At 73.3% G+C, this 14,132-nt stretch carries 9 protein-coding genes; 7 read left to right on the forward strand and 2 right to left on the reverse strand.

Annotated elements, in window-relative coordinates; translation table 11 throughout:
* Positions 1-2: 2 nt before the first annotated feature.
* Genes CF165_RS52050 through CF165_RS12155 form a run of 3 tightly spaced genes read left to right on the forward strand, consistent with a single transcriptional unit; the run spans position 3 to position 2,199 of the window.
* The gene (locus tag CF165_RS52050) at positions 3-602 is read left to right on the forward strand and encodes a hypothetical protein (protein ID WP_205660830.1); all 600 of its coding nucleotides are present in this window, start codon (positions 3-5) and stop codon (positions 600-602) included.
* A 23-nt stretch (positions 603-625) separates the two neighbouring features.
* Positions 626-1,273, forward strand: a complete 648-nt coding sequence (gene lspA, locus CF165_RS12150) for a signal peptidase II (protein WP_439098497.1) — start codon at positions 626-628, stop codon at positions 1,271-1,273.
* Positions 1,270-2,199, forward strand: coding sequence for an RluA family pseudouridine synthase (locus tag CF165_RS12155; RefSeq protein WP_093947577.1), 930 nt, complete (start codon positions 1,270-1,272; stop codon positions 2,197-2,199). Before lspA ends, CF165_RS12155 begins: the two co-directional genes overlap by 4 nt.
* On the opposite strand, the gene CF165_RS12160 is transcribed toward CF165_RS12155, so the two are convergent.
* Positions 2,193-3,191, reverse strand: a complete 999-nt coding sequence (locus CF165_RS12160) for an Lrp/AsnC family transcriptional regulator (protein ID WP_093947578.1) — start codon at positions 3,189-3,191, stop codon at positions 2,193-2,195. The genes CF165_RS12155 and CF165_RS12160 overlap by 7 nt on opposite strands.
* Before the next feature lie 133 nt (positions 3,192-3,324).
* Here CF165_RS12160 and CF165_RS12165 point away from each other — a divergent pair, with 133 nt between their 5' ends.
* From CF165_RS12165 to CF165_RS12175, 3 genes are all read left to right on the forward strand, one after another.
* A complete protein-coding gene (locus tag CF165_RS12165) occupies positions 3,325-9,948 on the forward strand; it encodes a DUF885 domain-containing protein (RefSeq protein WP_093947579.1) in 6,624 nt (2,207 codons plus the stop codon).
* An 82-nt stretch (positions 9,949-10,030) separates the two neighbouring features.
* Positions 10,031-11,242, forward strand: coding sequence for a fumarylacetoacetase (gene fahA, locus CF165_RS12170; RefSeq protein ID WP_093947580.1), 1,212 nt, complete (start codon positions 10,031-10,033; stop codon positions 11,240-11,242).
* A gap of 32 nt (positions 11,243-11,274) precedes the next feature.
* Complete coding sequence (locus tag CF165_RS12175; RefSeq protein WP_093947581.1) at positions 11,275-12,315, forward strand: LLM class F420-dependent oxidoreductase; 1,041 nt, start codon at positions 11,275-11,277, stop codon at positions 12,313-12,315.
* 11 nt (positions 12,316-12,326) lie between these two features.
* Here CF165_RS12175 and CF165_RS12180 read toward each other — a convergent pair whose 3' ends face one another.
* The gene (locus tag CF165_RS12180) at positions 12,327-12,929 is read right to left on the reverse strand and encodes a class F sortase (RefSeq protein ID WP_093947582.1); all 603 of its coding nucleotides are present in this window, start codon (positions 12,927-12,929) and stop codon (positions 12,327-12,329) included.
* Positions 12,930-13,180: 251 nt separating this feature from the next.
* On the opposite strand from CF165_RS12180, the gene CF165_RS12185 reads away from it, so the two are divergent.
* The gene (locus tag CF165_RS12185) at positions 13,181-14,122 is read left to right on the forward strand and encodes a Ppx/GppA phosphatase family protein (protein WP_205660831.1); all 942 of its coding nucleotides are present in this window, start codon (positions 13,181-13,183) and stop codon (positions 14,120-14,122) included.
* Positions 14,123-14,132: the final 10 nt, after the last annotated feature.

Here is a 14,132-nt window from a genome sequence, read left to right on the forward strand (position 1 = left end):
TGATGGGGAGTTCCCGTCGGTCCTGGTTCCCGTTGGCGGCGCTGGGGTTCGCGCTGCTCGTGATGGCAGCCGTCGAAGTGGTCCCGGACGACCGCAATGCCTTACCGGAGTACCTGAACCAAGGCATGTACGGCACCGCCGGGGTCGGCGGCACCGGCTACCCGACCGCCGTCGCGGTCTCGGTCGACGCCGTGCCCTCGACGAAGCTCGGCTGGCTCGCCGGGCTCGCCTGCGTGGTGCTCGCCGTGGTCGCCTGGTACTGGCGCGAGCTGCGCCGGGCGGGCACGTCGCCGCGTCCCGGCCGGTTCGCGCTCGGCACGCTCGGGGCACTGGCCGCCGTCCCGCTGCTCGACCTGGTCGGCGCCCTCCAGCTCCGGCTGGGCGGCGACGTGCGCGGCGCGCTGCTGGCGACGCTGGGGCTGCTCGTGCTGGCGGCGTACGAGCGCAGCCGGTTCCTGCTGGCCGTCGCCGCGGTGTTCGCGCTGGTCGCGACCGTGTTCCTGCCCGCGGTGGCCGGTGCGCTCGCCGCGGCGGGCGTGCTGTTCGCGGCCGCGTTCGCCGTGCTCCTGCGCCCTCGTCCGGACGGGCCCGGCGCGGCCTGACCAGCGCCGTGGACAATGGACCGGTGAGCACCGAGCCCAGCCACTCCGAACCCGACACCGCCGCGCCCGCCGAGGCCGTGCCCGATCCCGCGGCCGACGCGCCCGAGAACCCGGAGGTCCCGGCGAAGCCGCTGCTGCCGAAGCGGCGGGTCGGCTGGGTGTTCGCCGTCGCCGTCGTGTTCTGGGCGATCGACCTGGTGACGAAGAACCTGGTCGTCGCCAACCTGGAGGGCAAGGAGCCGGTCAAGGTCCTTGGCGGGCTGATCTACCTGCAGGTGATCCGCAACCCGGGTGCCGCCTTCTCGATGGCCACGGGCATGACGTGGGTGCTCGCGCTGGTCGCGCTGGCCGTCGTCATCGCGATCATCTGGCTGTCGCGGCGGCTGCGCTCGATCGGCTGGGCGATCGGCCTCGGCCTCGTGCTCGCCGGCGCCACCGGCAACCTCACCGACCGCATCTTCCGCGCGCCCGGCGGGCTGCAGGGCCACGTCGTCGACTTCATCTCGGCGTTCGCCCCCAACGGCAAGGGCTTCGCGATCTTCAACATCGCCGACTCGGCGATCTGCGTCGGCGGTGCCCTGATCGTGCTGCTGTCGCTGCTGGGCAAGGACTACGACGGCACGTCGACCAAGGACAAGAAGAAGCTCGAGAAGCCGGAGGAGCAGGCGTGAGCTCGCGGATGCTCCCGGTGCCCGACGGGCTCGACGGGATGCGGGTCGACGCCGGCCTCGCCAAGCTGCTCGGCCTTTCGCGGACCGTCGTCGCGGAGCTGGCCGAATCCGGGGACGTGCTGCTCGACGGCCGTCCCGCGGGCAAGTCCGACCGCCTCTCCGGGGGCGGCCTGCTGGAGATCACCCTGCCGGAGCCGGCGAACCCGGTCGAGGTCGTCGCGGAGCCGGTCGCGGGCATGCAGATCCTGCACGACGACGACGACATCGTGGTGATCTCGAAGCCGGTCGGGGTCGCGGTGCACCCGAGCCCGGGCTGGACCGGCCCGACCGTCGTCGGCGGCCTCGCCGCGGCCGGCCTGCGCATCGCGACGTCGGGCGCGGCCGAGCGCCAGGGCGTCGTGCACCGGCTCGACGCGGGCACCACCGGCGTCATGGTGGTGGCCAAGAGCGAGCACGCCTACACGGTGCTGAAGCGCGCGTTCAAGGAGCGCACGGTCGACAAGGGCTACCACGCGATCGTCCAGGGCCACCCGGACCCGACGCGCGGCACGATCGACGCCCCGATCGACCGCCACCCGCGCCACGACTACAAGTTCGCGGTCGTCCAGGGCGGCCGCCCGAGCGTGACGCACTACGAGGTCGTCGAGGCGTTCCGCGCGGCGTCGCTCACGCACATCAAGCTCGAAACCGGGCGGACGCACCAGATCCGCGTCCACTTCTCGGCACTGCGGCACCCGTGCGTCGGCGACCTGACCTACGGCGCGGACCCGGTCCTGGCGCGGCACCTCGGCCTGAACCGCCAGTGGCTGCACGCGAAGACCCTCGCGTTCGCCCACCCCGCGGACGGCCGCTGGGTCGAGTTCGAGTCCGAATACCCGGACGACTTGGCCAAGGCCCTCGAGATCTTGCGCGACGAGAGTTACTGATCCTCGATCGACCACGTCAGCGTGCGCTCGTCCGGCTCCGGCCGGGGGCTCCAGCGGACCGCGACCACGCGCGTGGCGTCCGGGAGGACGTACACCGTGTGGCCGCCGAGCGTCTCGCCCGGTTTGACGCCGATCCTGTGCGGGGGCCGGGACGTCAGCGACACCGGCGCCTTGCCGATCGCCTTGCCGTCGGCGGCGAGCAGCTCGAGGTAGTTGTCCGGCAGCGACGCGAACGGGATCGCCCCGCGGTTGGTGATCTCGGTGTGCACGACCACCGCGCGTTCGCCTTCTTCCAGGCGGTACCCGGCCGCGCCGAACAGGTAGTCGGCCGGGTCCTGGACCTCCAGCAGCTGCACCGACAGCTGCTCGCCTTCCAGGCCCTGGGTCTCCATGACCTCGCCGATCCGGCCGCGCCGGCCGGCGGCGGCGGGCTTGGCGGGCTCGTCGCCGCGGGCCCACGACGCCGTCTGCGGCAGGCCCCACGTGCTCACGGCCGGGTCGAGCGGCACCGGCGGCGGGGTGAACCGCGGCGGCTGCGGACGCGGCGGCGGGCCGGGGAACCGCCCCGACGGCGTGCCCTGCACGGTGTAGGGCCCGGACGGCGAGCCTTGGACGTTGTGCGGGCCCGAAGGCGTGCCTTGGACGTTGTAGGGCCCCGAAGGCGCGCCCTGGACGTTGTAGGGACCCGACGGCACGCCCTGGACCGGCGGGACCGGCTGCTGCGGCACCGGGTGCGACGGCGGGGCCGGGACCTGCTGCGCGGGCCGGTTCGCCCACGACGGCGGCGCGCCGGCGATCGCCGCCCGGAGCCCCTGAGGGTCGCTCTCGACGCCGACGAGCAGCGGGAGCCCGCTGCCGGAGAGGGCGACCAGCCGGTAGGCGACCTCGCGGGGATCCATGCCGACCTTCGCCGCCAGCTCGTGCACCGCCGCCTTGCCGAGGTCGGCGAGCGCGGCGAGCAGACGGGTATCCACGGGATCGGTCACGGCCACTCGGTGAACGCTACCGCCTCGCCGGCCCGCTCGTCCGAAGGCCGTCCGCCCCCGGCGAACGACCCGCCGTTCTTGTCGGTGATCTCCGTTAGGGTCGGCCGAGAGCACATCAGCCGAAGCTGGGGGTCCTGCCATGACCGCGGTCACCGAACTCGCCGACGAGTTCGTCGAAGCGCTGTTCGACGCCGATCCGCTGACGCCGGCGCTGCTGGGTCTCCGCCCGGCGGAGCCCGGCCTGCCGGACCTGTCCGCGGAAGCCGAGCAGGCGTTCCGGGCCCGGCTCGCGGCGTTCCTCGAACGAGCCCGCGCGCTGGAAACCGGCGGCCTGTCCGCCGAAGACCGGGTGACCCGCGACGTCCTGATCACCTCGGCCGAAGCCCGCATCGCGGCCATCGACTCCCGCATGGTCGAGTTCACCGTCACGAACCTCTTCGTCGCGCCCGCGGCTTCGCTGCTCTCCGCCCTGCCGATGACGACGGTGACCGCGGGCGCCGCCGCGGAGGCCCAGCTCGGGCGGCTGGCCGCCATCCCGGAGTTCCTGCGCCAGGCCGCGCGGCGGCACGCCGAGGGCCTCGCCGACGGCCTGCTCCCGGTGGCCCACGTGGTCGACGCCGCCGTCGCGCACCTCGACCGCTACCTCGCCGAGCCGGCGGCCGACCCGCTGCGCCGCCAGCCGGCGCCCGACGAGGAGTTCGAGCGGCGGCGGGACGAGCTGCTGGCCGACGTCGTCCGCCCGGCCTTCGCCGAGTACCGGCAGTTCCTCGCCGACGAGGTGAAGCCGCACGGGCGGCCCGCGGACCGGCCCGGCCTGTCGTGGCTGCCCGGCGGCGAAGCGGCCTACGCCCGGCTCGCGCGGATGCACACGACCACCGAGCTCACCCCGCAGGAGCTGCACCGGATCGGTCTCGACGTCATCGACTCGCTCGCCGCCGAGTACCGCGAGCTGGGGCTGAAGGTGTTCGGCACCGACGACCTGGCCGAGATCTTCGAGCGGCTGCGCACCGACCCGGCCCTGCGCTGGAGCAATGGCGACGAGCTGCTGGACACCGCCCGCACGGCCGTCGCCCGGGCCGCCGCCGAAGCCCCGAAGTGGTTCGGCCGGGTACCGGAGGAGCAGTGCTCGGTCGAGGCGGTGCCGGCGGGGGTCGCTCCGGGCGCGCCCGCGGCGTACTACCTGCGGCCGGCCGCCGACGGCTCCCGGCCCGGCATCTACTTCGCGAACACCCACGAAGCCACCGAGCGGTTCCGGCACACCGCCGAAGCCACCGCGTTCCACGAAGCCGTTCCGGGGCACCACTTCCAGCTCAGCCTCGCCCAGGGCATCGAGGGCCTGCCGCTGCTGCGCCGCATCGGCAACTTCACCGCCTACACCGAGGGCTGGGGCCTCTACAGCGAGCGCCTGGCCGACGAAATGGGCCTCTACTCCGACGACGTCGCCCGGCTCGGCATGCTGACCGCGGACTCCGTGCGGGCGGCCCGGCTGGTCATCGACACCGGGCTGCACGCGCTGGGCTGGAGCCGTCAGCAGGCCGTGGACTACTTCCTCGAGCACACGCCGGAGGCGCGCGTCGAGATCGAGTCCGAAGTGGACCGCTACATCGCCTGGCCGGGCCAGGCGCTGGCGTACATGGTGGGGCGCCGGGAAATCCAGCGGATCCGCGCCGGCGCCGAGGAGCGGCTCGGCTCGCGGTTCGACGTCCGGGCCTTCCACGACCTCGTGCTGGCCGGCGGCTCGCTGCCGCTGCCCGCGCTGGCGTCGGTCGTCGACGAGTGGGTGGCCGGGTACGGCGACACCGTCGGCGGCCTGGCGAGCGAGCTCGTCGAGCTGACGTTCGAGCAGGAGCCGCTGTCGCCGTCGATCTTCGGCCTGCCCGGCGGCCACGACCGGCTCGCCGACCAGACACGCGAGGCGCAGGAGCGCTTCCGTGCGGCGTACCAGGCTCTCGCCGCCCGCGCGCGGGCGCTGCCGTCCGACGGCTTGACGAGCGAGGAGGCGGTGACGCGGGAGGTCGTCATCGCCGCCGCCGAGGTCGAGGCCGACCGGCTCGGCGCGCGGGCGGCCGACATCGCCGTGAGCGACGGGCTCAGCGCCCCGGCGCTGGGGCCGCTGCTGTACCTGCCGTACTACAAGCTGGACGACGAGAAGAAGGCGCGCGGCTACCTGGCCCGGCTCGCCGCGATCGAGCCGTTCCTCGCGACGCTCACCGAGCGGCAGCGCGAAAGCCTCGCCGACGGGCTCGTGCCGCCGGCCTACCTCGCCCGCGTCGGCGCCGAGTACATCGACCGCTACCTCGCCGCGCCGGAAACCGATCCCCTGAAGGCCGGCACGACCGCGGCCGTCGAGGGCTTCGAAGCCGAGCGCGACCGCCTGCTCGCGGAGGTGGTCCACCCGGCGTACGCGCGGTACCGCGACTTCCTGCGCACCGAAGTGGAACCGGCCGGCCGGCCCGACAGCGCACCGGGCATCGGCCACGTTCCGGGCGGGGCGGAGCGGTACGCCGCGCTCATCCGCGCCGAAACGACCACCGAGCGCACGGCGCAGGAGCTGCACGACACCGGTCTGGCGCTGATCGAGAAGCTGGCGGGGGAGTACCGCGAGCTGGGCGCGAAGGTGTTCGGCACCACCGATCTCGCCGAGATCTTCGAGCGGCTGCGCACCGACCCGGCCCTGCGGTGGCGCGACGGCGACGAGCTGCTGTCCGCGGCTCGTGACGCCATCGCGCGAGCCGAAGCCGTGGCGCCGCAGTGGTTCTCGCGGATGCCGGTGGAGAAGTGCGAGGTCGCGCCGGTGCCCGAAGCCGACGCGGCGAGCGGCACGATCGCCTACTACCTCCCGCCGTCGCTCGACGGTTCGCGGCCGGGCACCTACTACGCCAACACGCACGAGGCCGAACAGCGCCCGCGGTTCACCAGCGAGGCGATCGCGTTCCACGAAGCCGTGCCGGGCCACCACTTCCAGCTCAGCCTGGCCCAGGAACTGCGGGACCTGCCGCTGCTGCGGCGGATCGGCATGTTCAACGCCTACGGCGAGGGCTGGGGGCTCTACGCCGAGCGGCTCGCGGACGAGATGGGGCTGTACTCGGACGACGTCTCGCGCTTCGGCATGCTCACGCAGGATTCGTTGCGGGCGGGCCGGCTGGTCGTCGACACGGGCCTGCACGCGCTCGGCTGGAGCCGGCAGCAGGCCGTCGACTTCCTCGTCGAGCACACGCCGATGGCCCGGCTGGAGATCGACGCGGAAATCGACCGGTACATCGGCTGGCCTGCCCAGGCGCTGGGCTACATGGTGGGGCGCCTGGAGATCGAGCGGCTGCGCGCCGAAGCCGAACAGGCGCTGGGCGAGCGGTTCGACATCCGCGGCTTCCACGAGGTCGTGCTCGGCCACGGCATGCTCCCGCTGTCCGCACTGGCCAAGGTGGTCACGGACTGGGTGGCGAGCCGGGGCGACACGCCGGACGGGCTCGCCGACGACCTGGTGGCGCTGAACTTCGCCCGGCAGCCCCTCTACCCGTCGGTGTTCGGCCTGCCCGGCGAGCACGGCAAGCTGCCCGACCCGGGAGCCGAACCGCGGTTCCGCGACGGCTACGCGGCGATCGTCGCGCGGGCCGAGGCGCTCGACCCCGCGGGGCTGACGGCGGCGGAGCGGGTCACCCGGGAAGTGGTGCTGTCCCAGGCGAAGACCGAGATCGACGAGATCGACTCGCGCCGGGCCGACCTCGCGGTGAGCGACGGGCTCGGCGCGCCTGCCCTGCAGCTGCTGCTCTACCTGCCGCAGACGGTGCTGGACGACGAGCCGAAGGTCCGCGGCTACCTGGCCCGGCTCGCCGGGATTGGCGACTACCTCGACAGTTGGATCGTCCGGCAGCGCGCCGCGGTGGCCGAGGGTCTCGTGCCGCCGGGCTTCCTCGTCCGCACCGGCATCGGTTACGTCGACCGCTACCTCGGCGCGCCCGAGAGCGACCCGTTGCGGGTGACACCGCCGTATGCGCTCGAAGGCTTCGAGGCCGAACGCGACCGCCTGCTCGCCGACGTCGTCCGGCCGGCGTACGCGCGGTACCGCGCTTTCCTGGCCGACGAGGTCGCGCCGGTGGCCCGGCCCGAAACGTCGCCGGGCATCGGGCAGCTTCCGGGTGGGCAGGAGCGGTACGCCGCCCTGATCCGGGTCGAGACGACGACCGAGCGCACCGCGCGGGAACTGCACGACACCGGGCTGGCGCTGATCGAAAAGCTCGCGGAGGAGTACCACGAACTGGGCGCGAAGCTGTTCGGCACCACCGATCTCGCCGAGCTCTTCGAGCGCCTGCGCACCGACCCGGCGTTGCGCTGGCGCGACGGGGAGGAGCTGCTGGCCGGTGCCCGGGCCGCCATCACCCGCGCGGAAGCCGTCGCCCCGCACTGGTTCTCCCGCGTGCCGGAGCAGAAGTGCGAGGTCGCGCCGGTGCCCGCGGCCGAGGCCACCAGCGGCACGATCGCGTACTACCTGCGGCCGTCGCTGGACGGGACGCGTCCGGGCGTCTACTACGCCAACACGCACGAGGCCGAAAAGCGCCCCCGGTTCACCAGCGAGGCCGTCGCGTTCCACGAAGCCGTGCCGGGGCACCACTTCCAGCTGTGCCTCGCGCAGGCCCTGACCGGGCTGCCGCTGCTGCGCCGGATCGTGCACGTCAACGCCTACGGCGAAGGCTGGGGGCTGTACGCCGAGCGGCTGGCCGACGAAATGGGCCTGTACTCCGACGACGTCTCGCGGCTGGGCATGCTGACGCAGGACTCGATGCGCGCCGGGCGGCTGGTGGTCGACACCGGGCTGCACGCGCTCGGGTGGAGCCGGCAGCAGGCGATCGACTTCCTGGTGGCGCACACGCCGATGGCCCGGCTGGAGATCGAAGCCGAAGTCGACCGGTACGCCGCCAATCCCGGGCAGGCGCTGGGCTACATGGTGGGGCGCCTGGAGATCCAGCGGCTGCGCGCCGAGGCCGAGCGGGAACTGGGCGAGCGGTTCGACATCCGCGAGTTCCACGACGTCGTGCTCGGCAGCGGGACGCTGCCGCTGCCGGTGCTGTCCGGGGTCGTCGCCGACTGGGTGGCGGGCCACCGCGACACACCCGACCGGCTCGCCGACGAGTGCCTGGAGCTGATGTTCGAGGCTCAGCCGCTCTACCGGTCGATTTACGGCCTGCCGGGCGCGCACGACAAGCTCGCGGACCAGACCGCCGAAGCGGCCGCCCGGTACCGGGCCGGGCTCGCCGGGATCATCACGCGGGCGGAGGCGCTTGACGCGGCGGCATTGACGCCGGGCGAGCGCGTCACCCGCGACGTCGTGATCTGGCAGGCCCGCACCAAGATCGACGAACTCGACTCCGGGCGGGCCGACATCGCGGTGAGCGACGGGCTGGCCGCGCCGGCCTTCGAACTGCTGATGGGGCTGCCCCAGACGGTGCTCGACGACGAGGCCAAGGCCCGCGGCTACCTGAGCCGGCTCGCCGCGATCGGCACCTACTTCGACCAGTTGATCGAGCGGCAGCGGACCGCGCTCGCCGACGGGCTGACGCCGCCGGAGTTCCTGGCGCGCATCGGCATCGGCTATGTCGAGCGCTACCTCGGCGACCCGGAGAACGACCCGCTGAAGGTCCCGGTCCACGGGCTCGAGGCCGAGCGCGACCGGCTGCTGGCCGAAGTGGTGCGGCCCGCGTACGCGCGGTATCGCGACTTCCTGGCCGAGGAGGTCGTCCCGGTCGCGCGGCCGGAGACGTCGCCCGGTCTCGGCGACCTGCCCGGCGGGCCGGAACGGTATGCGGCGCTCATCCGCGCCGAAACGACGACCTCGCGCACGGCGCAGGACCTGCACGACACCGGCGTGGCGATCATCGAGCGGCTGGCGGGGGAGTACCGGGAGCTGGGCGCGAAGGTGTTCGGCACCACCGACCTCGCCGAGATCTTCGACCGGATCCGCACGGACCCGGCGCTGCGCTGGCGGGACGGTGACGAGCTGCTGCAGGCCGCCCGGGAAACCATCGCGCGGGCGGAAACCGTGGCGCCCCAATGGTTCTCGCGCATCCCGGAGGGACGCTGCGAGGTCGCGCCGGTGCCCGGCGCGGAGGCGGCAAGCGGGTCGATCGCGTACTACATCGAGCCTTCGCTCGACGGTTCGCGGCCGGGCACCTACTACGCCAACACGCTCGAGGCGGACCAGCGGCAGCGGACCCTCGGCGAATCGGTCGCGTTCCACGAGGCCGTGCCGGGGCACCACTTCCAGCTGGCGCTCGCCCAGCAGCTGACCGGCTTGCCGCTGCTGCGCCGGATCTGCTTGTTCAACGCCTTCGCCGAGGGCTGGGGGCTTTACGCCGAGCGGCTCGCGGACGAGATGGGGCTGTACTCGGACGACGTCGCGCGGCTCGGCCTGCTGACGCAGGACTCGATGCGAGCGGCGCGGCTGGTGGTGGACACCGGGCTGCACGCGCTCGGCTGGAGCCGCCAACGCGCCGTCGACTACCTGCGCGACAACACGCCGATGGCGCAGATCGAGATCGAGGCGGAGATCGACCGCTACGCGGGCCACCCGGGCCAGGCACTCAGCTACATGGTGGGGCGCCTGGAGATCGAGCGGCTGCGCGCCGAAGCCGAACAGGCGCTGGGCGGGCGGTTCGACATCCGCGAGTTCCACGACACGGTGCTCGGCAGCGGAACCCTGCCCCTGCCGGTGCTGGCGGACGTGGTGGCGGAGTGGGTGGCCGCGCGAGCCGCCGGGGACGGGAAGTGACCGTGGCCTGGTTCGCTTCCGGGCGCGAGGCGGCTCCGGGCGCCGACAACGTGGTGGCGACGCGAGCCGCCCGAGACGAGGAGTGAACGTGACCTGGCTCGACCTCGCCGATGACACGCCGTTCGGCCTGGACAACCTCCCGTACGGCGCCTTCTCGGTCGCCGGGGCGCCCGCGCGCCGGATCGGGGTGCCGGTCGGTGACCGGGTGCTCGATCTGACCGCCGCGGCCGCCGAGACGGCGGCGGCGTTCGCCCCGCTGCTCACCGCCGGGGTGCTCAACCCGTTGCTGGCCGCCGGGCCGGGCACCTGGCGCGACGTCCGCGAAAGCGTCCGGGAATGGCTGACCGAACCCCGGTACGCCGACCGGCTCCGGCCGCACCTGGTCCCGTTGACCGAGGTGACCACGCACCTGGCGTTCGAAGTCGCCGACTACGTCGACTTCTACTCCAGCGAGCACCACGCCCTCAACGCCGGCAAGATCTTCCGGCCCGACACCACCGAGCTGCCGCCGAACTGGAAGCACCTGCCGATCGGCTACCACGGCCGGGCCGGCACGGTGGTGGCGTCCGGCACGCCGGTCGTCCGGCCGCACGGGCAGCGCAAGCCCCGCGCCGCCGAGGCGCCGTCGTTCGGGCCGTCGCAGCGGCTCGACATCGAGGCGGAGGTCGGGTTCGTCGTCGGCGTTCCGTCCGCCGCCGGCACCGGAGTGTCCACAGCGGACTTCGCGGACCACGTGTTCGGCGTCTGCCTCGTCAACGACTGGTCGGCGCGGGACATCCAGGCCTGGGAGTACCAGCCGCTGGGCCCGTTCCTCGGCAAGTCGTTCGCGACGTCGGTGTCGCCGTGGATCGTCCCGCTCGCCGCGCTGGAGCACGCCCGCGTCGACGGCCCGCCGCAGGACCCCGAGCCCTTCGAGTACCTGCGGACGGCCGGGAAGCAGGGCCTGGACCTGACGCTGGAGATCCGGCTCAACGGCCACCTCGTGTCGAGCCCGCCGTTCGCTTCGCAGTACTGGACGGCCCCGCAGCAGCTGGCGCACATGACGGTCAACGGGGCGAGCCTGCGCACCGGCGACCTGTTCGCGTCGGGCACGGTGACCGGCCCGGAACGCGAGCAGCGCGGCTCGTTCCTGGAACTGTCGTGGGGCGGCCGGGAGCCGTTCGAGCTGCCGGGCGGCGAAACCCGGTCGTTCCTGGAAGACGGGGACGAGGTGGTGATCAGCGCGACGGCCCCCGGCCCGGGTGGCACGCGGATCGGCATGGGGGAGGTGCGCGGGACGGTGGTCCCGGGCTAGGCTAAGCGCACGCTTAGTCCGGGAGGATGCTCATGAGGATCGGGACCGCCATCAGCTACGCCGGAGGCTTCGCCGAGAGCGTCGCCGACGTCGTCGAACTGGAGAAGGCCGGCCTCGACGTCGTCTTCGTGCCGGAGGCGTATTCGTTCGACGCGGTCAGCCAGCTCGGCTACCTGGCCGCGAAGACCGAGCGCGTCCAGCTCGCGTCGGGCATCTTCCAGATCTTCACCCGCACGCCGACGCTGACCGCGATGACCGCGGCCGGGCTCGACTTCGTCTCCGACGGCCGGTTCATCCTCGGGCTCGGCGCGTCCGGTCCGCAGGTCATCGAGGGGTTCCACGGCGTGAAGTACGACGCGCCGCTGGCCCGCACCCGCGAGATCGTCGAGATCTGCCGCCAGGTGTGGCGCCGCGAACGCGTCGTGCACGAGGGCAAGCACTACACGATCCCGCTGCCGCCCGAGCAGGGCACCGGGCTGGGCAAGCCGCTCAAGCTGATCAACCACCCGGTGCGCGAGCGGATCCCGGTGCTGCTGGCCTCGCTCGGGCCGAAGAACGTCGCGCTCACCGCCGAGATCGCCGAGGGCTGGCAGCCGATCTTCTTCCACCCGGAGAAGGCCGCCGACGTCTGGGGCGCGTCCCTCGCCGAAGGCAAGGCGAAGCGCGACCCGGCGCTGGGCGAGCTGGACACGTTCGTCACCGTCGCCCTGGCGATCGGCGACGACGTCGAGCCGCTGCTCGACCACGTTCGCCCGATGGTGGCGCTGTACGTCGGCGGGATGGGTGCGCGGGGCAAGAACTTCTACAACGACCTGGCGTGCCGCTACGGCTACGAGGCCGAGGCGAAGCTGATCCAGGACCTCTACCTCGACGGCAAGAAGGAGGAGGCCGCGGCGGCCGTCCCGGCCGAGCTGCTGCGCGCGATCTCCCTGGTCGGCCCGGCAGGCTACGTGAAGGAGCGGCTGGCGGCCTTCGCCGACGCCGGGGTGACGACGCTGGTGGTGACCCCGCTGCAGCCGGGCCGCGAGGCGCGCGTGGCGGGGGTCTCGCAGCTGCGCGAGCTGATCGGCTGAGCAGTGCGCACTCAGGCCGGGACCGCGTAGATCGCCACCCGGGGGCCGCTGAGGGCGGGGTCGTCGTGGGTGCCGTCGCTGGTGATCAGCCGGAGCTCCGGGCCCGTGCCTTCGGGGGCGACCAGCGTGCTGTCCGGCTCGGCGGCCGGGAACAGGGCCGTCGAGCGGACCGTGAAGCGGGCCTCGCGGCCGCGCTCGTCGCGGACGGTGATCGTGGCGCCCGGCTTCAGCGTGTCCAGGCGGGCGAACGCGCCGGCGGAATAGCCGAAGCCGGCGTGCCCGGAAAACACCGCGACGCCGGGGGCCCCGGGGACCGGGCCGTCGGTGAACCAGCCGACGCCGAGGGCCGTGCCGGGCTGCTCCCGGCGGCCGCCGATGTGGCCGAGGCCGATCACGTGGTTCAGCTCCAGGCCCAGCTCGGGGATCATGAGCGCCGCCGGCCGGGCGCCGGCCGGGGCGGGCGGGTCCGCGGACGCCGCGCCGGAGGCCACCGTCGTGGCCGGGCCGAGCACCGAGGCGACGCCGAGCAGGACGCAACCGAGCCCGGCCACGACCGCGAGCACGACCGCGGCCGGCCGCGCGAACTCGGATCGCCGCTCGGGCCGTTCCCTCACTTCACTGCTCCCGCCACTACTGGTGTCTGATGAATCGCTGCCGGACCTGGGGCGTTACCGAATCGTGTCCGGTCGAACAGCGATTCACTCGATCGGGTTATCTCACTGTGACCTTCGTCCCGGAAAGGCCCCTCCGGATGGGGCCAATGGCGTCGATATCCGGCGGAACGGAGTGACTTCGGACATCATTGCTGGTTTGAAGCTGTCGAACTGGGGATATTCACCGGGGCGGAAGTGAGGTGCGCCGAGCTGTGCGAAAAATCGAAGAGCCCGCGGTGGGCGTGCTGGACGTCGGTTCGTTCAGCGCCCGGCTGGTCGTGGTGCCGGTGGACGGCTCGCCCCGGGAGCCGGTGCTGAACCACCAGACGCGGCTTCGCCTGGACCGTGAGCTCGACGGTCGCGGCCGGCTCACCGACCGGGGCATCGCCGCTGTCACGGCGGCCGTCGCCGCCGGCATGACCACGGCGTACCGCCACGGGGTCACCGGCGTCTACCCGCTCGCGACGTCCTCGATCCGCGACGCGGCCAACGCGGCGGAAGTCGTCCGGCACGTCGCCGGGGAAACCGGCGTCGAGCTGCGGTTCCTGTCCGGCCGCAACGAGGCCGAGCTGACCTACCTCGCCGCCCGCCGCTGGTACGGCGCGGACGCCTGCCCGATGCTGGTGCTCGACATCGGCGGCGGGACCGTCGAGCTGGCGGCCGGGTGCGGCGAGAAGGCGACGTTCGCGCGCTCGCTGCCGTTGGGCGCCCGGTCGATGACGCGGGACTGGCTGCCGTCCGAGCGCGTGTCGAACAAGCAGGTCAAGGCGTTGCGCGCGCACGCGCTCGACGTCGTGGGCACCACGCTGGGGGCCGCGGACGTCGAGGACCCGCGTGTCGTCGGCTGTTCTAAGGTGCTGCAGCAGCTCGCGCGGCTGGCGGGCGCCCGCCCGGGGAAGTGCCGTGAACTGCGGCTCGACGACCTGCGGGCGTGGATCCCGCGGCTCGCCGCGCTGCCGCCGTCGAAACGGGCGGAGTTGCCCGGCATCTCCCGCAGCCGCGCCCACCAGGCCCTCGCGGGCGCGATCGTCGCCGAAGCCTTGTTGACGGTCGCGGGCGGCAAGGTGACGATCTGCCCCTGGTCCACCCGTGACGGCCTGCTCCTCACCCTGCAGGACAAGGCGAGAGCCGCCGCGGGAAGGCGGGCGGCCTGATCCCGCTGGC

It is taken from the genome of Amycolatopsis vastitatis, assembly GCF_002234595.1.
Lineage (GTDB): Bacteria > Actinomycetota > Actinomycetes > Mycobacteriales > Pseudonocardiaceae > Amycolatopsis > Amycolatopsis vastitatis.